Origin of the sequence: Burkholderia sp. Bp9099 (assembly GCF_003857805.1) — a bacterium.
Classification (GTDB): Bacteria; Pseudomonadota; Gammaproteobacteria; order Burkholderiales; family Burkholderiaceae; genus Burkholderia.
Genome location: NZ_QTPU01000017.1, coordinates 82,077 through 101,254, shown reverse-complemented (window position 1 = coordinate 101,254; position 19,178 = coordinate 82,077). Strand labels below are relative to the sequence as shown.

17 protein-coding genes are annotated in these 19,178 nt (G+C 64.2%); 6 read left to right on the top strand and 11 right to left on the bottom strand.

Going from position 1 to position 19,178, the window contains the following annotated elements; genetic code table 11:
• The first annotated feature begins 142 nt into the window (after positions 1-142).
• Positions 143-697, top strand: a complete 555-nt coding sequence (locus DIE17_RS20975) for a putative glycolipid-binding domain-containing protein (protein ID WP_124666729.1) — start codon at positions 143-145, stop codon at positions 695-697.
• Here DIE17_RS20975 and DIE17_RS20970 read toward each other — a convergent pair.
• From DIE17_RS20970 to DIE17_RS20950, 5 genes are all read right to left on the bottom strand, one after another.
• Positions 658-1,581 (bottom strand): alpha/beta fold hydrolase, encoded by a 924-nt coding sequence (locus DIE17_RS20970; protein WP_124666728.1) that lies wholly within the window; start codon positions 1,579-1,581, stop codon positions 658-660. The genes DIE17_RS20975 and DIE17_RS20970 overlap by 40 nt on opposite strands.
• Before the next feature lie 4 nt (positions 1,582-1,585).
• Entirely contained in the window at positions 1,586-2,491 is a 906-nt protein-coding gene (locus DIE17_RS20965) for a metal-dependent hydrolase (RefSeq protein ID WP_124666727.1), read from the bottom strand.
• Positions 2,488-3,426: an SDR family oxidoreductase gene (locus DIE17_RS20960; RefSeq protein WP_124520751.1), complete on the bottom strand. Its 939-nt coding sequence runs from the start codon at positions 3,424-3,426 to the stop codon at positions 2,488-2,490. Before DIE17_RS20960 ends, DIE17_RS20965 begins: the two co-directional genes overlap by 4 nt.
• Before the next feature lie 21 nt (positions 3,427-3,447).
• A complete protein-coding gene (locus DIE17_RS20955) occupies positions 3,448-5,040 on the bottom strand; it encodes a flavin-containing monooxygenase (protein WP_124666726.1) in 1,593 nt (530 codons plus the stop codon).
• A 247-nt stretch (positions 5,041-5,287) separates the two neighbouring features.
• Complete coding sequence (locus DIE17_RS20950; protein WP_124520747.1) at positions 5,288-5,959, bottom strand: lysoplasmalogenase; 672 nt, start codon at positions 5,957-5,959, stop codon at positions 5,288-5,290.
• Positions 5,960-6,400: 441 nt separating this feature from the next.
• Here DIE17_RS20950 and speB point away from each other — a divergent pair, with 441 nt between their 5' ends.
• Positions 6,401-7,363 (top strand): agmatinase, encoded by a 963-nt coding sequence (gene speB, locus DIE17_RS20945; protein WP_124666725.1) that lies wholly within the window; start codon positions 6,401-6,403, stop codon positions 7,361-7,363.
• A 310-nt stretch (positions 7,364-7,673) separates the two neighbouring features.
• Here speB and DIE17_RS20940 read toward each other — a convergent pair whose 3' ends face one another.
• From DIE17_RS20940 to DIE17_RS20920, 5 genes are all read right to left on the bottom strand, one after another.
• Positions 7,674-8,378, bottom strand: coding sequence for an ABC transporter ATP-binding protein (locus DIE17_RS20940; protein WP_124666724.1), 705 nt, complete (start codon positions 8,376-8,378; stop codon positions 7,674-7,676).
• Positions 8,379-8,395: 17 nt separating this feature from the next.
• Positions 8,396-9,172 (bottom strand): ABC transporter ATP-binding protein, encoded by a 777-nt coding sequence (locus DIE17_RS20935; RefSeq protein WP_124666723.1) that lies wholly within the window; start codon positions 9,170-9,172, stop codon positions 8,396-8,398.
• A gap of 22 nt (positions 9,173-9,194) precedes the next feature.
• The gene (locus DIE17_RS20930) at positions 9,195-10,364 is read right to left on the bottom strand and encodes an ABC transporter permease subunit (RefSeq protein ID WP_124485197.1); all 1,170 of its coding nucleotides are present in this window, start codon (positions 10,362-10,364) and stop codon (positions 9,195-9,197) included.
• A 15-nt stretch (positions 10,365-10,379) separates the two neighbouring features.
• Positions 10,380-11,330: a branched-chain amino acid ABC transporter permease gene (locus DIE17_RS20925; RefSeq protein ID WP_124666768.1), complete on the bottom strand. Its 951-nt coding sequence runs from the start codon at positions 11,328-11,330 to the stop codon at positions 10,380-10,382.
• 181 nt (positions 11,331-11,511) lie between these two features.
• On the bottom strand, positions 11,512-12,666 hold the full coding sequence (locus DIE17_RS20920; protein WP_124485196.1) for a branched-chain amino acid ABC transporter substrate-binding protein: 1,155 nt from the start codon (positions 12,664-12,666) through the stop codon (positions 11,512-11,514).
• 227 nt (positions 12,667-12,893) lie between these two features.
• Between DIE17_RS20920 and DIE17_RS20915 the strand changes: the two genes are divergently transcribed.
• From DIE17_RS20915 to DIE17_RS20900, 4 genes are all read left to right on the top strand, one after another.
• Complete coding sequence (locus DIE17_RS20915; protein ID WP_124666722.1) at positions 12,894-13,976, top strand: GlxA family transcriptional regulator; 1,083 nt, start codon at positions 12,894-12,896, stop codon at positions 13,974-13,976.
• A 172-nt stretch (positions 13,977-14,148) separates the two neighbouring features.
• Positions 14,149-15,402 carry a D-amino acid dehydrogenase gene (locus DIE17_RS20910; RefSeq protein WP_124666721.1) on the top strand — a complete coding sequence of 418 codons (1,254 nt, stop codon included), beginning with the start codon at positions 14,149-14,151 and terminating at the stop codon, positions 15,400-15,402.
• Positions 15,399-16,457: an asparaginase gene (locus DIE17_RS20905; RefSeq protein WP_124485193.1), complete on the top strand. Its 1,059-nt coding sequence runs from the start codon at positions 15,399-15,401 to the stop codon at positions 16,455-16,457. Before DIE17_RS20910 ends, DIE17_RS20905 begins: the two co-directional genes overlap by 4 nt.
• Positions 16,458-16,475: 18 nt before the next feature.
• Complete coding sequence (locus DIE17_RS20900; protein ID WP_124485192.1) at positions 16,476-17,432, top strand: ornithine cyclodeaminase family protein; 957 nt, start codon at positions 16,476-16,478, stop codon at positions 17,430-17,432.
• A gap of 298 nt (positions 17,433-17,730) precedes the next feature.
• On the opposite strand, the gene DIE17_RS20895 is transcribed toward DIE17_RS20900, so the two are convergent.
• The gene (locus tag DIE17_RS20895) at positions 17,731-19,056 is read right to left on the bottom strand and encodes an epoxide hydrolase family protein (RefSeq protein ID WP_124666720.1); all 1,326 of its coding nucleotides are present in this window, start codon (positions 19,054-19,056) and stop codon (positions 17,731-17,733) included.
• Positions 19,057-19,178 lie beyond the last annotated feature (122 nt).

Sequence of the window (19,178 nt, the reverse complement as noted above, 5' to 3'; positions counted from 1 at the left end):
GGGGCGGGGCGCGAGTTTCGGCGTCTTGTCTGCCCGGGGCAATGGCGCTTTCGCGGGATTGCCGGGCCCGGAAGCGAAATTTTGGCCGCAGCCGGATTTTTCGTGCGTACGCTGACGCGTCGGCGTTTTCGAGGAGGAACGAATGCGTGAACTGCGCTGGGCGTCGCTCGAGGGCGACGGAATCGAACACCTGACGTTCGACCGGGGGGACGCCGGCATCGTCGTCGAAAGTGCCGTGGTCGGCCAGCGGTACGGCCGCGCGTACGGGCTTGCGTACCGGGTCGAGTGCGATCCGCAATGGCGGGTCAGGTATGCGGTGCTCAAGGTGATGGGCGGCGGCACGCTGGAACTGCACGGCGACGGGGCCGGGCACTGGCGCGACGGTTCAGGCAGCGCGCTGCCGGAGCTGGATGGCTGCGTCGACATCGACATCGCGGCGACGCCGTTCACGAACGCGCTGCCGATCGGCCGCCTCGGGCTCGCACGCGGCGAGCGGCGACCGATCGACGTCGCATACATCTCGACGCCGGACCTGAAGGTGACGCCGGTCAAGCAGGCTTACGCGTGCATCGAGCCGGGCCGGCGCTACCGCTACGAAGGCATCTTCCGGAATTTCACGGCCGAGATGGACGTCGACCCCGACGGGCTCGTGATCGACTACGAAACGCTGTTCAAGCGCCTGCCGCCGTTGCGCTGAACCGCCGCTCGCGGTGCCGCGGGTGCTGCCGCGACCGCCCGTCGTTCATGCGTCGAGGCAAACCGGTCGATCCGCGCCGCGATCAGGTCGGGATTGTGCACCACGACCCAGTGCCCGCCGTCGATTTCCTCGCGCACGTGCTCGCCGAGCCAGCGCTCGAGATCGACCGACATTTCGGGCGTCACGTAGCGGTCGTGCACCGGCACGAGGATCTGCACCGGCGCCTGCGCATACCGCTCGCGCGGCTTTCTCGCCCGCGCGAGGAAATTCGCGCGGTAGAGCTGCAACCCGTTCAGCGCGTTCTTCAATTGCGCGGGATCGCGCTCGGGCCGCACGCGTTCGGTCAACTGCAGCCAGCGCGGCCACAGTGCGGCGCCGCCGAGGCGCCACACCAGCGACGGCACGACCGGCAGGTGGAAGAACGCGATGTACCACGATTTCAGGCTCTGCCTGAGCCGCATCTTCGCGCGGAACACGTGGTCGAGGCACGGGCCGGAGATCGACGTGTACGACGCGATCCGGCCGCGCAACGCAGGGTCGGTCACGGCCTCCCAGCACTGGATCGACCCCCAGTCGTGACCGACCAGATGGAACGGCCGCGCGCCGCAGGTCGCGTCGGCGACGGCCTTCAGGTCGTCGGCGAGCCGCGCCAGCGTGTAGTCCGCGCGGCGGCGCGGCGCATCGGATGCGCCGGCGCCGCGCACGTCGTACGCGATCACGCGGTAGCGCTTCGCGAGCCGCGCGCGGACCGGCGCCCACACGGCCGACGAATCGGGATAGCCGTGCACGAGGATCAGCGGCGGCGCGCGGCGCGGGCCGCTGACATGGACGGCGAGTTTCACGTCGCCGGAGCGGACGGTCAGCATCTCGTGCGTGCGCGCCATGACGTCATGCCTGCGGAACCGGATGCAGCGGCACGCGGCGCGGGGCGGCCTGGGCCGCATGGCGCGCGTTGGTCGCGTCGATGTTCGCGAGCAGCGTGTCGAGCCCTTGCAGGTACTGATGGTTGTCGTGGTCCCACGGATGGAAGCCCGGACGGAAGTAGTCGAGCCATTCGCGCGCGATGCTCGGGAACACGCCGGTCCGCGGGCTGTACAGATACTTCACGAGCCGCCACATGCCGCCGAACCTGCCGTGTTCGCGACGGTGCGCGCGCATCAGCCGCACGTGGAAGTCGAACACGATCGTCCAGAACATCAGGGTCGTGAGCAGCATCGTGCTGGTGCGCAGCAGGTAGCTGCCGAGGCCCGGCTTCATCACGGCGTTCCATACGTCGTACGACACCGCCTTGTGCTCGGTTTCCTCCATCGCGTGCCACATCCACATCTGCTGATAGCCTTCGACCGACCCGTCGATCCGGTGCTCGTGGCCCGCCAGCAGCTGGTTCGCGAGGATCGCCGTGTAGTGCTCGAGCGCGATCGTGATCGCGAGCTGCATCGAATGCGGCAGCGTCTTCTTGAAGAAGCCGAGGATCGTCCAGAGCCGCTTGTCGAGCTTGTGCGCGGGCAGGCCGGACGACTGCAGCAGGTCGTTGTACTCGATGTGCTCGCGCGTGTGCATCGCTTCCTGGCCGATGAAGCCGAGCACCTGCTTCTTCAGCTCCGGATCCTCGATGCGGTCGCGGTAGTGGCGCACCGAATCCATGAAAAAGCGCTCGCCGGCCGGGAACAGCAGCGACAGCGCGTTCATGAAGTGCGTGACCGGCACGCCCTGGACGTGCCAGTCCTTCGCGCGTTCGGGCGGCAGCGCGAAACGGATGTCGCGCCGCACCGGCATCATGTTCGGGGTCGTCATGATTGTTCTCCTCCCTGATTGCCTGCGTTGTTGTAGGTGGCGTGAAGCGGCGCGGCGGCCGGCGTGCCGTAGCGGGCGGCCGCGCGGCGGGCCTTCGCGGCCTCGCGGCGCGTCGTGAGCACGACGAGCGCCTGGTACGCGGCCGGCAGAATGCGCGCCATCCAGTCCGCGGCCTTCGCGTCGCGGCCGATCAGCACACGCCGCTTGTTGCGGCGCACGCCGGCGAGGATCGTGCGCGCGGCGTCGTCGGCGGTCGTGATGAAGAACTTCTCGAAGCTGTCCTTGCCTTGCTGCTCGCTTTCGACGATGAAGCCGACCATGTTCTTCGCGACGCGGCTCGACTGCGCGATGTTGGTGCGGATGCCGCCCGGATGCACGCAGGTGGCCGACACGCCGCACTTCATCATGTCCAGTTCCTGGCGCAGCGATTCGGTGAAGCCGCGCACCGCGAACTTGGTCGCGTTGTAGCCGCTCATGCCCGGCTGCGCGAAGATCCCGAAGATGCTGGACGTGTTGATCACGTGACCGTCGCCGCTCGCCTTCAGGTGCGGCAGGAACGCCTTCGTGCCATGCACGACGCCCCAGAAGTTGATGTTCACGATCCACTCGAGATCGCCGTATTCCATCCCTTCGATCGTGCTCGACAGCGCGACGCCCGCGTTGTTGAAGATCAGGTTGACCTTGCCGTGTTCCTGCGCGGTGTCGTCCGCCCACGCGAACATCGCGTCGCGGTCGCCGACGTCGAGCACGCGCGTCGACACGCGCACGTTCGGCGCGATCGCGCGGACGATCCGCTCGGTTTCGGCGAGGCCGACGCCGTTCTTGTCGGCGAGCGACACGTGGCAGCCGGCCTGTGCGAGCTGGACCGCGAGCGAGCGGCCCATGCCCGAGCCGGCGCCCGTGATCGCGGCGACCTTGTTGGCGAAATCTCTCATGTCGTTGGCTCCTTGTCTGGCTCAGGCCGCTTCGGCGGACGTGGAAGCGGAAGCGGCGGACGCGGCGGGCGCGGCGACGGGCCGCCCGCTCGTGTCGTGGTGCGGCGCGCGATACGCGTGGTAATCGGCGATCGAGAAGTGCGCGGTCGCCTGGCGGAAGCGCCAGGTGAAGCCTGGCCACAGCGTCGTGTTCTTGCCGGTGCGCGGGTCGAGGTACCAGCTCTTGCAGCCGCCCGTCGACCAGATCGCCTTTTGGAGCCGGCCCTGCAGGTCGGTGTTGAACTGCGCCTCGACGAGCGGGCGCACCTCGATCGCATCCGCGCGTTCGCGCTGCATCGCGTTCAGCGCGCCGAGGATGTATTCGATCTGCGACTCGATCATGAACACCATCGAGTTGTGGCCGAGGCCGGTGTTCGGGCCGACGATCATGAAGAAGTTCGGGTAGCCCGGCAGCGTCGTGCCGAGATACGCGTGCGCGCCGTCGCGCCACGCATCGACGATGTCGAGGCCGCCGCGGCCGATGATCGCGCCGCGCGGAAACGGATCGGCGACCTGGAAGCCCGTGCCGTAGATCAGGCAGTCGACTTCATGACGCTTGCCGTCGGTCGTCACGACCGCGTCGGCTTCGATGCGCTCGATGCCGGTCGTGATCACGTCGACGTTCTTGCGCGACAGCGCCGGGTAGTAGTCGTTCGAGATCAGCACGCGCTTGCAGCCGAGCGTGTAGTCGGGCGTGACCGCACGGCGCAGCTCCGGATCGGGAACCTGCTTGCGGATATGGCGCAGCGCGAGCTTCTGCACGTTCTTCATCAGCGACGGATGGATCGCGAAGCCGAGCACGCGCGATTCGAGCATCCAGTAGATGCCGCTGCGCACCGCCTTCTGCGTGAACGGCAGCGTGCGGAACAGCCACTTCTCGAAGCCGCTCAGGTTGCGGTCGGGCTTCGGCATGATCCACGGCGGCGTGCGCTGGAACAGCGCGAGTGCCTTCACGCGCGGCGCGATCTGCGGCACGAACTGGATCGCGCTCGCGCCGGTGCCGATCACCGCGACGCGCTTGCCTTCGAGTGGGTAGTCGTGATCCCACTGCTGCGAATGGAACGCGCGGCCCTTGAAGGTCTCGACGCCGGGAATCGCCGGCAGCGCGGCGCGCGACAGCCCGCCCATCCCCGACACCAGCACGCGCGCCGACAGCCGCTTGCCGTTCGCGAACGTGAGGCGCCAGCGTCGTGCGGCCTCGTCGTATTCGGCGCGCTGCAGCTCATGGTTCAGGCGCAGGTGCGGGCCGACGCCGAAGCGCTGCACGCAGTCTTCCAGGTACGCGCGGATCTCCGGCTGGGGCGCGAACATGCGCGTCCAGCGCGGGTTCGGCGCGAACGAGAACGAATAGACGTGCGATTGCACGTCGCAGGCACACCCGGGGTAATGATTGTCGCGCCACGTGCCGCCGACCGACGCGGCCTTCTCGAGCACGACGAAGTCGGTCACGCCGGTCTGCCGCAGGCGAATGGCCATCCCGAGACCGGCGAAGCCGGTGCCGATGATGGCGATGTCGGTGGTTTCGTCCGGGCCGTCGTGGCCGGGCGGGCCGAAAGGCAACGTGCGAGCATTCATCCGGGTGTCTCCGATTTGGCTCATTTTTTAATGTTACATTGGTTGATGTAACGATAGTGGGTGAACCCGGAAACCGCAAGAGGCTAGAAGCGGCGCTCTAAGGGCTGGAAGCCGCGCGGGAAAAGGCTGAGCGGGGTTTGGAACGGTCTGCTTTCCGCATTGCGGAATGTGCGGAAACGGCCGCCGGCAGGGCTGGAGAGGCGGGAGACGAAGGCCGCCGACACGCGGCGACCTGTTTGAAACGCTATCAGGGACGGATCGGGCGGGCGGCCGTCTCATGGAAAACCCCGGCGACGATCGTGATCTGCGCGAGCGCGTAGAGGCCCCAGATCAGGTAGTCGATGCCGGGAAAGCCGCCGAGGAAGCGTCCGACGCCGATCAGCGTGTCGGAGCCGACGAAGATCAGGCTGCCGACGGCGACCAGCGGGCCGCGCGTGCGGGCCGCGAGCGCGAAGCTCGCCATCGCGCACAGCACGAGCATGTAGACGGCGACGGGTACGAGTAGTTCGCCCAGATGCGGAAGGAACGCTGCATAGAACGCCGGCGCGGCGATCCACAGCCCGATCAGTGCGAGGAAGCGCCAGCCGTGCGGCCGCGCGCGCCAGCGCACGAAGATCGCGCAGTAGCACAGGTGCGTGAGCAGGAACGCACCGAGGCCGAGGACGAACGACAGCGGCCACTCGGGCAGCGCGAGCAGCACGTCGCCGAGCACGGCCGTGACGAGCGCCGCGCACAGCCACGCGCGTTCGCGCGGTGCCGCGCAGGCGCTGCCGGCCGCGAGCAGCAGGATGCCCATCGCGGCTTTCGCGGCGGCCTGGCCGGGATAGGGCGCGGCGGCGAGCGACAGCCCGTACAGCAGCGCGGCGGCGATGGCGAGCGGCCAGAGCCGGCGATAGGGGGCGGGAAGCGTGGCGATCAAGGCGGGTGTCTCCAGGGTTGTCGTCGTCTGCGGCGGACGGCGCGCCGTCGGTGGCGCGGCTGCGGCCATTATCCGGAAGAAAGGGCGGGCGAAAACCGGCGAATCCTTCTAGGCGCGGCATGGCGACGGGGGCGACGGGGGCGGCGGTGCGGCGGTCCGGCGGTACGGGATCGGGCGATGCGGCGCCGGTGCGCCTGCCGCCGCGCCGATCGTTTCGATGCGTTTGCCCCGGTCGAACCGGGGCAACACGGCGGTTTCGGCTTGCTATCATCGCCGCGTATCGACGTTGTCCCGCCCGGCCGCGCTACAGGGTTCGCAGGCCGGCGCGACGGCCGCGCCCGGCGAGGGCATGCCGCCGCGTTTTCATTGAATCCGTGCCGAGTCCCGCCAGCGCACCCGATGCAGTGGCAGGGGCCAGTCCTCCTGACCAACAGGTTCGACATGACCGAACTGCTCCACGGCGACGGCGCGATCCGTCGCACGACGCCATACGGCTCCTCGATCGAAAACACCTATGCGGGCGTGCTGTCGTTCATGCGTCGCAACTATTCGCGCGCGCTCGACGGCGTCGACGTCGCGATTTCCGGCGTGCCGCTCGACCTCGCGACGACCTATCGCTCGGGCGCGCGGCTCGGGCCGGCCGCGATCCGCGCGGCGAGCGTGCAGCTCGCGGAGCTCAAGCCGTATCCGTGGGGCTTCGATCCGTTCGAGGATCTCGCGACCGTCGATTACGGCGATTGCTGGTTCGATGCGCACAACCCGTTGTCGATCAAGCCGGCGATCGTCGAACATGCGCGCACGATCCTGCGCTCGGGCGCGAAGATGCTGACGCTCGGCGGCGATCACTACATCACGTATCCGCTGCTGGTCGCGCACGCGGAGCGCTACGGCAAGCCGCTGTCGCTGATCCACTTCGATGCGCACTGCGATACGTGGGCCGACGACGAGCCGGACAGCCTCAATCACGGCACGATGTTCTACAAGGCGGTGAAGGAAGGGCTGATCGATCCGGCGACGTCGGTGCAGGTCGGCATCCGTACGTGGAACGACGATTTCCTCGGGATCGAGCGGCTCGATGCCGCGTGGGTGCATGAGCATGGTCCGCGCGCGGCGGTGGAGCGGATTGTCGACATCGTCGGCGCGCGGCCCGCGTACCTGACGTTCGATATCGACTGTCTCGATCCGGCGTTCGCGCCCGGCACGGGGACGCCGGTCGCGGGCGGGTTGTCGTCCGCACAGGCGCTCGCGATCGTGCGTGCGCTCGGGGCGGTGAATCTGGTCGGCGCGGATGTCGTCGAGGTTGCGCCTGCTTACGATCACGCGGACATCACCGCGATCGCCGGTGCGCATGTTGCGTGCGATTTGCTGTGTCTGTGGCGGCAGAAGAAGGTGGCGGGGCGTTGAAGTGGGGGTAGGCCGGTGGGCGCGGACATGCAATGCAAAAGGCTGGCGGGCCGGGTGGCCGCCGGCCTTTTTTCATGCGCTGCACGCAGCGTCGACGATCGATGGCGGTGGGGGGATTGCTCGCCGCGCGTTTCACGTGGATGGCGCTTCCCGACCCCTTCCGGTCATCGGATCGTCCAGCGCTGGATGGCGGCTTTCGGTGGCGAAGGCGCCATCCACTTGAGACTACCCTCGTATTGCTGGTCGCCCAGATAGCCGTCTACCGTAGTGAAGCTTTTCCAAGGATTCAGTCCTCGCTGGTATCGCTGATTCACTCGCCCAGATACGCCGCCCGCACCTTCGGATCATCGAGCATCTGCTTCGCATCACCCGACATCGTGACGAGACCCGAGTCCATCACGTAGCCGCGATTCGCCGCCTGCAGCGCAAGACGCGCGTTCTGCTCGACCAGCAGGACGGTCATGCCTTCGGACGAAATCAACCGCACCACTTCGAAGATCTTCTCGACCATGATCGGCGACAGACCCATCGACGGCTCATCGAGCAGCAGCAGCTTCGGCCGCGAGATGATCGCGCGCGCCATCGCCAGCATCTGCTGTTCGCCCCCCGACAGCGTGCCCGCGTATTGTGATGCGCGCTCTTTCAGACGCGGAAAGAAGCCGAACATGCGGTCGACGTCCTTCTGGATGGCGTCCTTGTCGGTGCACAGATACGCGCCCATCTGCATGTTCTCGACGATCGACATGCGCGCGAAGATGCCGCGCCCTTCCGGCACCATCGCGAGACCGCGCTTGAGCAGCTCGTGCGCGGGCAGCCCTTTGATGGACTGACCCATGTACTCGATGTCGCCGGCCGCGTACGCCTTCAGGCCCGTGATCGCCTTCATCGTCGTGGTCTTGCCCGCGCCGTTCGCGCCGATCAGCGTGACGAGTTCGCCCTGCCCGACCTCGAGGTCGACACCCTTGACCGCCTGAATGCCGCCGTAGTTGACCTGCAGGCCCTTGATTTTCAACATTGCTTGCGTCGTGGACATCAGTGGACCCCCGCACCCAGATAAGCTTCGATCACCTTCGCATCCTTCTGCACGTCCTGCGGCAAACCCTGCGCAATCACCTTCCCATAGTCGAGCACTGTCATGCGGTTGCACAGGCCCATCACCAGTTTCACGTCGTGCTCGATTAGCAGGATGGTCCTGCCATCGGCGCGGATCTTGTCGAGCAGGCGCGTGAGTTCGACCTTCTCGGTCGCGTTCATGCCCGCTGCCGGCTCATCGAGCGCAAGCAGCTTCGGATCGGTCGCGAGCGCGCGCGCGATTTCCAAACGGCGCTGGTGGCCGTACGAGAGATTGCGCGAGGTGTAGTCGGCGTACTGCGCAATGCCCACGTATTCGAGCAGTTCGAGCGCGCGCTCCTTGATGTCGCGCTCTTCCTTGCGCTCAGCCGGCGTCTGGAACACCGCGCCCAACAGGCCGTGCTTCGTGCGCACGTGGCGGCCCACCATCACGTTTTCCAGCGCGGTCATACCGCCGAACAGGCGAATATTCTGGAAGGTGCGCGCGATGCCCGCCTTCGCCACCTGATACACGGCGGTCGGCGTATAGGTGTCACCGTCGAGCCGGAACTCGCCCGAGTCTGGCGTATAGAGGCCCGTGATCACGTTGAAGAACGTGGTCTTGCCCGCGCCGTTCGGGCCGATCAGGCCGTAGATGGTGCCTGCCTCGATCTGCAGGCCCACTTCGGAGAGTGCCTGCAGGCCGCCGAAGCGTTTGCTCACGCCCTTCACCGACAGGCGGATTGGTTTGTCGCTCATAGTCTGTTCTCCGTCCGGTCGTTTATGCGCGCACCGGCTTCTTGCTCGTGCGCTTCGCGATCTTCGCGATCTTGTCTTCGTGCTTCGCGGCAGGCCACAAGCCTTCCGAGCGGTAGAGCATGATGATGACCATCGCGAGGCCGTAGAGCAGCTGACGAATGACTTCGGTATCGACGACTTCATGGCCGAACAGCATGTGCTGCAGCGGGCCCATGGACGAGCGCAGGAACTCGGGAAAAATGGCCAGCAGCACCGCGCCGAGAATCACGCCCGGAATATGGCCCATGCCGCCCAGCACCACGCAGGCGAGCACCACGACCGATTCCCAGAACGTGAACGATTCCGGCGAGACGAAGCCCTGGAACGCACCGAACATCGCGCCCGAGAGGCCGCCGAACGACGCGCCCATCGCAAACGCGAGCAGTTTCACGTTACGGGTGTTGATGCCCATGGCCTTCGCGGCGATTTCGTCTTCGCGGATCGCGGCCCATGCGCGGCCGATGCGCGAGTGCTGCAAACGCGTGCACACCCAGATCACGATCAATGCGCAGAGCACGAACACGTAGTAGTAGCAGTACACCGCGGTAAACGTGAAGCCGAACAGCGTGTGCGGCTGCGAGAGATCCATACCCGCAACATGCAGCGGCGCGACCCCCGTAATGCCCTGCGGCCCGTTGGTGATGTTCACCGGACGGTCGAGGTTGTTCATGAAGATGCGGACGATTTCCCCGAAGCCGAGGGTCACGATCGCGAGGTAGTCGCCGCGCAGACGCAGTGTCGGCGCGCCGAGCAGGACGCCCGCTAGCGCGGCGAGCCCCATCGCCGCCGGCACCACGATCCAGTACGGCGTGTGCATCCCGCCCGGGAACATGTTGGCGATCCAGGCGAATTGCGTGGCGAGGTGCGGGGAAGTCAGCAACGCGGCGGTGTAGGCGCCCACCGCATAGAACGCGATGTAGCCCAAGTCCAGCAGGCCGGCGAAGCCGACCACCACGTTCAGGCCCAGCGCGAGCATCACGTAGAGCATCGCGAAGTCGAGCACGCGGACCCAGTAGTTGCCGCCCGTGGCGCCGACCACGAAGGGCAGCGAGGCCACGACGATGGCGGTCACGATGCCCACCGTGAGCGTTTTCGCGGTGTTTTTTTCAGGGATGAGCGTCGTCGGCGGCTCGATCGGTTGAATGGATGTCATGTTGTGTTCCCCTCTTTATGCGCGGTCCGCGACCCGTTCGCCCAACAGCCCCGACGGACGGAACACGAGCACGACGATCAGCACGACGAACGCAAACACGTCCTGATAGTTACTGCCGAACACGCCGCCCGTGAGGCTGCCGATGTAGCCGGCGCCAAGCTGCTCGATGAGGCCGAGCAGCACGCCGCCCACCATCGCGCCGCCCAGGTTGCCGATGCCACCAAGCACCGCCGCGGTGAACGCCTTCATGCCCGGGATGAAGCCCATATAGAAGTGGGCGTTGCCGTATTCGGAGGCGATCATCACGCCGGCCAGCGCGGCAAGCGCCGAGCCGATCATGAAGGTGGCCGAAATCACGAAGTTCGGATTCACGCCCATCAGGCTCGCGACGCTGGAGTTCTCGGCGATGGCGCGCATCGCGCGGCCGAGCTTGGTGTTGTGCACGAGCAGCAGCAGGCCCGCCATCACGAGGAACGCGACGACGATGATCACGATCTCGGTGGGCGAGATCACGGCGCCGACGCCGGTTTCAGTCGGCTTGATGACGTTGATGGGATCGGTCGAGATGAGCTGGGGGAACGCGAGCGGATTGCGGCCCCAGATGATCATCGCGAGCGTCTGCAGTAGGATCGACACGCCGATCGCGGTAATCAACGGGGCGAGACGCGGCGCGCGGCGCAGTGGCCGGTACGCGACCTTTTCAATCGCGTACCCGATGACCGCACACACGACCGCGGCGACCGCGAGCGCGATGCACAGCGTGGGGATGTTCCCGAGGCCCGGGAAGTGATTGTGGAGCACGTTGATCGCGGAGAGCGCGACCATGGCGCCCATCATGAGCACGTCGCCGTGCGCGAAGTTGATGATGCCCAGAATCCCGTACACCATGGTGTAGCCGAGCGCGATGATGGCGTAAATGCTGCCAAGTACCAGCCCGTTGATTAACTGCTGCAGGAAGATATCCATATCCGGTTTAGAGCGTCCGGCCGTTGTGCGCTTACGGAAATTACGCCCCGCACGACAGGATGCGTCGGCAGTCAGCGTTTTCGCTATCAAGACGGCGGGAGTGAGGGAAAAAGAGGAGGTGTACGACCGACACAACCGCATCACTGAAGTTGTGCCGGGTTGAACAACCGGCCCTGCCGGGTTAGTTCTTCACGTAGTCAAGGAGGGTTTGCTTTCCACCGACATACTTGTAGAGGGAAATCGTCCCGTGGACCAGGTCGCCCTTCGAATCGAACTGTGTCTGGCCGAGCACACCCTCGTAGTTCGTCGCTGGCATTGCGGCAAGAATCTTGTCGGGGGCCGTCGAGCCGGCGCGCTTCATCGCTTCGGCGATGACGTATACAGCGTCGTAAGCGAATGGCGAGTTGAGGACGGGGTGTGTACCGAAGCGCTTTTCGTAGCGCTGCATGAAGGCCGGGCCCTTGGGCATCTTCTCGAGCGGCGAGCCTGCGACGGAGCAGATCACATCATCGGCCGCGTCCCCGGCGAGTTTCGAAAGGTCGTCGGCACACAGGCCGTCGCCTGCAAGAATCTTCTGCGTCATGCCGAGCTGCTTGGCCTGCTTCGCAAACGGGCCGCCCGTTGCGTCGAGGCCCCCATACATGATTACGTCCGGATGCGCGCCCTTGATTTTTGTCAGGATAGCGCGGAAGTCGATAGCCTTATCGTTGGTCGCGTCGTGCGAAACCACCGAAAGGCCATCTGCCTTCGCACGTTTCTCGAATTCATTGGCCAGACCCTGCCCATATGCGGTGGCGTCGTCGACGATGGCAACTGTCCTGACTTTTAACTTCCGCATCGCGTAATCGGCGAGGGCCGGCCCTTGCTGGGCATCAGTTGCCACCACGCGGTATGCGGTCTTGAAGCCCTGGAGCGTGTACGCCGGATTCGTAGCCGACGGTGAGACCTGAACGATACCGGCGTCACGATAGATCTTGGAGGCCGGAATCGTCGTTCCAGAATTCATGTGACCGACTATCGCCACTACTTTGGCGTCGACAAGCTTTTGTGCGACCTGCGTGGCCTGGCGCGGATCGCCAGCATCGTCTTCGGTGTCGAGAACCAGCGTGACCTTCTTTCCGCCGACGACAAGCCCCTTTTCGTTGATTTCCTCGACCGCGAGCCTTGCACCGTTCTCAGTGTCCTTGCCCAGATATGAAGCCGGACCGGTGAGAGGCGCAACTTCACCGACTTTCACGGTTTCGTCGGCATGCGCCACCCCGGCAGAAACGGCAGCCAGCGCCCCCAGAATGCCAAAGGTCGTCGCACGGCGACCCAATATTTTGCTCTTGGTCATTGCATTACCTCATCGATAGTTATCTGCATCGAGGGCGATCCGCTGGATTGTCCCCGTCGCCTCTGTCCTTGTACCGCGCGGCAGGTGGTCTGCGCTGGCGAGACAAATTTATGCAGACACAAACCAGCGGCATTGCACCGATTTGCCAGAAAACAGAAGAAATGCGACAGCGGCGATGCGTACCGTGCGGTCTTATAATGGCGTGACACCGATTACTCGCGCTGCCCATGTTTTCCTCCGACGATCCCCCGGCCAAAGCGCCGCCGGCCCACGAACTGGTGGGCCGGCTTGACTCGCTTTCTACGGCACCCGAGTCGCTTCTGGGGCGTTCCGGCGCGGAGCTCAATGTCGGAATCCTGCTATGGCCGCGCTTTCCGCTCTTGTCGCTTGGCGGGCTCTGTGACGCGTTACGTCACGCTGCCGATCGCAGCGACCAGAGTCGTCAGTTGCGCTGTCTCTGGACGACGATTGGCGTGCACGACACCACCGTCGAATCGAGCTGCGGTATCGCTGTACCGGTGCAGGCGGCCTTTCCGGAAGTCGGGCAGTTCGACTACATCGTCGTCATCGGCGGCCTGCTGCCGCATCTCGAGAAGGTGGACAGGCGCTACTGGGACTACCTGAGCGCCGCCGCACAGGCGGGCGTTCCGCTGGTAGGCATCTGCACTGGTAGCTTTGTCCTCGCCCATGCCGGGCTCATGCAGGATCACGTCGCATGCGTGCACAGCTTTCACTTCGACGACTATCGCAACATGTTCCCCGGGCTACGCGTCGTCACGCATGCCGACTACTTTATTGACGGCGATCGCATCACGTGTGCGGGCGGCATCTCGGTCATCGAGCTCGCCGCGCGGCTCATCAATCTGCATTGCGGACCTGACCGCGCATCGAAGGTGATTCACCAGATGACCGTAAGTCGGCAGGCCGGCGCCTCGTTCATCGAGCGCCGCCGCGCACTGGGCTACCTGTCGGTGGACGATGCAAACGTACGCCATGCTGCGCTGCTCATGGAGGAAAACCTCGAAGCGCCGCTTAACATCGCGGTGATCGCGAAGATGATTGGCACGAGCGTGCGCCAGCTCGAGCGGGCATTCATGGCCGAGATGAAGGTGTCGCCGAATGAGTTCTATCGAGGTATGCGGCTACGCTACGCGCGCTGGATGCTGCTGAACACCGGGCGCAAGGTCACTGACATCGCATATGAGTGTGGTTTTGCCGATTCCGCGCATTTCATCAGGGTGTTCCGCGAGACCTACGGCGTGACCCCTGGCAAGCTGCGTGGTTCGCGCGCAGGTCCAACCGAGGACTGAAGCTGTGCGGCCGAGGGGGGGGGGCGACGCCATCGCTGCGCGCACCCTGTCCGGCGGAGATTCGTTGTCGCGTTTCTTCTGTTTTTTTGCTCTTCAGTGCAATCCCGCTGGTGTCGCCTGGCTCAACATCCTGTCTCGTGTGAGTGCACCGTGAAACAGGGAAACAAGCGACATGCAGATTGCCGTATTGGGTGCAGGTGTCGTCGGTCTGGCGAGCGCCTACTATCTGAACCGGGCCGGACATCAGGTCATCGTTATCGACCGGCATGGTGATGTGGCCGCCGAGACCAGCTTCGGTAATGGCGGCCAGTTGTCGTATAGCTACGTCGCGCCGCTTGCCGGGCCGGGCGTGCTGTCGAAGCTGCCCGCGTGGCTCGCTCGACGGGATTCGCCAGTGCGCTTCCGGCCGTCGGTGAGCACCGAGCAGTGGCTCTGGTGCCTGAAATTCGTGTTCGCCTGCACGCACCGGCGTAGCAATCTCACCACGCGCGAGTTGCTCTCGCTCTCATTTGCGAGCCGCGCGCTCATGCACCAACTCCTGCGCGACGAACCCACGCTCGACTTCGACTTTCAACACTCTGGAAAGCTCGTCCTGCACCGCGACGCTGCCGCCATGAAGGGTGCCATCGATTTGCTTGATTTCCAGCGCTCGCTCGGCTGCGAGCAGGAGGCACTGTCTGCCGCCGAATGCGTCGCGCTCGAACCCGCACTGACTGATGTGCGCGAGCTGATTGTCGGCGGTATCTATACGCGTAGCGAAGATACAGCCGATTGCCATCGCTTTAGCAAAGGTCTTGAAGCCATTTTGAGGGCACGCGGCGTGCAGTTTGCGATGAATACGCGCATCGACGCACTGGAGGTCGCCAAAGGCGGACACATCGTAGCGCGCAGCGGCGGCGGGACACTCGAAGCGGACCATGTCGTCGTAGCTGCCGGGGCAAGCGCTGCGCACCTGCTCCAGCCATTGGGCGTTCGTGTGCCCGTCTATCCTCTCAAGGGCTACAGCCTGACCTACTCGCTGGGACCTCAGGCAATAGCACCGATGTTGAGTGTTACCGATTTCGCCCGCAAAGTGGTCTATGCGCGACTTGGCGACCGGTTGCGCGTGGCAGGTATGGCCGACCTAGACGGGTACTCCCTGAAGTCCGATCCATCACGCGTTGCCGCGCTACATGCGGAGGCCGCCGCGCTGTTCCCTCAGGTTGTAGCCAATCACGCTGACGCCACTGAGTGGACCGGGCTGCGTCCCGCCACGCCACGCGGCAAGCCGATTATCGGGCCCACGCGTTATCCGAATCTCTGGCTCAACATCGGGCATGGTGCGCTCGGTTTTACGTTGGCCTCCGGTTCAGCTGCGTTGCTCACGGGTTGGATCGACGGCAAGCCTGACTCGTCGCTGTCCAGCTTTTTCGCGCTCGCCCAATGAGCCGTGCAGCCTGTGGCGCACGGCTGTCCTCAATCAAAAATTCCTCGAGTCGATACCGAATGAAAGACAAACCCAATATTGTGGTCATCGGCACGGGCGGTACGATTGCCGGCCGTGGCGCAAGCGCTGTCGACACTTCAGCATACGCGTGCTCAGTGCTCCCGATTGATGAAATCTTGTCGGCCATTCCAGAAGCGTCGTCGCTCGCAAACCTGAGCGCAGAACAGCTGCTGCAGGCGGGCTCAGAGAACTTCAACGAACAGCACCTGCTCATGATCGGGAAGCGGGTGTCCGAGGTGCTCAAGGACGACACAGTAGACGGTGTCATTCTCACGCACGGCACTGACACCATCGAGGAAACCGCGTACTTTCTGCATCTGACGTTGAAGAGCGTGAAGCCCGTCGTTGTAGTTGGTTCGATGAGGCCGCCATCGGCGATGAGCTCCGACGCATCGCTGAATCTCTACGACGCGATTGCGGTAGCCATTCATCCGTCCTCGCATGGAAAGGGAACGCTTGTCGTCGCAAACGAAGAAATCCACACTGCTCGAGACGTTACGAAGACAAACAGCTTCAAGCTCGAGGCATTCCGCTCGCCCTACGGCGCGCTTGGTTACGTGACCCAAGGCAAGCCTCGCTACTACCGCATGCCATCGCGCGATCATACTGTTTCCACCCCGTGGTCCATCGACGACATCAAGGCGTTGCCAAAAGTCGACGTCGTCTACGCCTACGGCGCGCTTGGCAGTAGTCTCGTCCGCGCCATTGCAGCGGATGCGCGCGGCCTTGTCTTCGCTGGCACCGGCAACGGCAACATCGCGGAGCATATGGTCGGGCCGCTGCGGGAGGCAACGCGCGGCGGCATGCACGTGGTGAGGGCTTCGCGCACAGGCAGTGGCATAGTCGTGCGCAACGGCGCGCAGCCTGACGACGACTATGACTGGATCGTCGTCGACGATCAGGCGCCTCAAAAGGCTCGCATTCTCCTGATGCTGGCGATGCTCAGCCATCCGGATGACCGCCGCGCATTGCAGGCAGCCTTCTACCGCTTCTGAACCCTGCCAGGAAATACCATGTACATCATTACCGACGATCAGGTTCAACGGCTGATCACCATGGGCGACGCCATTGAAACAATGCGCTTTGCGCTTGCTGAACAAGGCCGCCGGCACGCAAAGATTCAGTCACGCGTGCGCACGCTCGGCGAAAACGTGTCGTTGAGCACGATGGGGGCAATTCTGCCCGCTGCCGGCGTGTGCGGTGCGAAGGTCTACTCGACGCACAACGGCGTCTTCGACTTCGTGATTCCGTTGTTTTCCACTCGTGACGGCAGGTTGCTCTCCATTATCCACGGCGGCGCACTCACGGAATACCGCACAGCGGCGGTAACCCGCGTCGCGTTTGATACGTTTGGCCGCACCGATGCTGAGGCTCTGGCCGTGTTCGGAACTGGCGTCCAGGCGAGAGCCCACATCCGGGCGCTTGTCGAGAATTCGGGCATCAAGCGCGTACTGGTGGTCGGCATCGAGGGCGTGCAGGAAGCGATTGCGCAAATGCAGGCGCGTTACGCTGGCGTACGCTTTGAGGCCTCAACCGCAGAAACAGCGGTGCAGGTGGCCGACGTCGTTGTCACTGCAACCCGCAGCACGGTCCCGCTCTTCGACGGCGCCGACCTCAAACCAGGAACCTTCGTCGCAGCGATCGGCTCCAGCAAGCCAAGCGCACGCGAAGTGGACGATACGACGCTTTCCCGGGCCGGCATGATTGTTGTCGAATCACTAGAGCAGGCAGAGAAAGAGGCGGGGGATCTGCTGATGGCGGCGCCGGGTGTCGTTGACTGGAGCACCGTTGCGGAACTCGGCGATGTCATCGCCAATGGAGTTGCCGGGACGCGCTCGCAAGCCGATATAACGGTCTTCAAATCGCTTGGGATTGCGCTTGCCGACGTTGCACTCGGCGAGCTGGTCACGCGCAGGGCGATGGCAGTGGCGGAGGCTGAGCTAGGACCGGACGTCCAGATGTCTCGGTAGAGAAACAGGTAAACGTCTCTTTGTGGCCGAACTCGGCCGGCCGCCACCCGGCGCCCGCGACAGACGCAGATCGACCCATTACCGACCATCGATCAGTCGCCACCTCAACGGCCGCTCTCAGGAGAGCACCGGCCGACGGTCACAGATGCCCCCAAGGTCGGTCGGCAATCCCTTACCGCGCCCGGCGTGCACGTCGTCGACCGGGCACGCGGCCGGCCTGTCATGTCGCCACCAACACGGCGAGCTGCATGCGTCAATGCATGGGCGTCAGCGCGCCGTGCTGCGTCATTCACTGCGGTTAGCGCAGCGCTCGGAAACTCACACGAAGCTCTTCCGATAGTGCCTGAGGCTGCTCCCACGCTGGAAAGTGCCCACCTTTCGACAAACGATTGAAGTGAACCAGCCTGGGATAGGCGGCTTCCGCCCAACTCTGCGGCGCAGCGTAGATCTCGTCGGGAAAAACGCTGACGGCCACCGGAATCGCAACATGTTTCGGGGCAAAGAAGCTCAGCTTGCTCTCCCAGTACAATCGCGCCGATGAGACGGCCGTGTTCGTCAGCCAGTACAACGTGACGTTGTCGAGAACGTCGTCCCGTGTCAGCCCTTCAGACTCGCCATTGAATACGCGTGTAATGAGTGCGAGGCCCGAGGCGTCGTGGTCCAGCATCCACGCTGCGAGCCCGACGGGCGAATCTTCGATCGCATACAACGTCTGCGGTCGGTTTGCCATTTCCTGCGCATAACCGAGCCCGTGCTTGTAGAAGAAATCGAGCTGGTCGAACGCGTGTTTTTCATCGGATGAGAGTCCGGACGGTGCCGGATCGCCGAATTTCAGTGCCGTCGCGATGTTGTCCGGCACGGTTGCCGGCATGTTGGTGTGGATGCCGAGCAGCCCCGGTGGCTTCAGCAGGGCCATTTGCTCCGTGACCGCGTTTCCCCAGTCACCGCCTTGCGCGACGTATCGCTCGTACCCGAGACGTTGCATCAGAGCGACCCACGCGCGAGCGATGCGCTGCGGATCCCAGCCAGTCGTCGTTGGTTTGCCCGAGAAACCATACCCGGGCAACGAGGGAATCACGACGTTGAAAGCATCCGACAGCGACCCGCCATGCGCTGTCGGATTGGTGAGTGGATCGATAATTTTCAACTGTTCGACGATCGAACCCGGCCAGCCGTGCGTGACAATGATCGGTAGCGCGTTTTGATGTTTCGACCGCACATGAATGAAGTGAATGTCGAGCCCGTCGATCTCGGTAACGAATTGTGGCAACGCGTTGAGCCTTGCCTCGATCTTGCGCCAGTCGTATCTCGTCGCCCAGTAGTCGGCGAGCTTTTGCATCGTTGCAAGCTGCACACCCTGCGAAGCATCGTGCACGGTCTCGCGCTCGGGCCACCGAGTTGCCTTGATGCGTCGCCGCAATTCGACGAGCCGAGACTCCGGCGCATGCACGTGCAACGGCCGGATCGCGGTTTCGTCGCCGCCGGCCGACGTGGCGATGTCGCCGACGGGTCGATCCGCCCCGGCGAAAGCGGCCGCATTGAACGAGCCTGCCACGGCGGCTGCCACTGCGACGCCCATGAAATGACGGCGCGATGCGGTCGTCGGAGAAACATCAATTGACATACAAACTCCAGTGTTCAGTACAGAAAGTCGGTGAATCAACCAACACGACGAGTGCGTTTGTCGATCGCCCTATATATCAGTACTGCTTATTGATATGAACCAAAGATACAGACTCGTTTGCC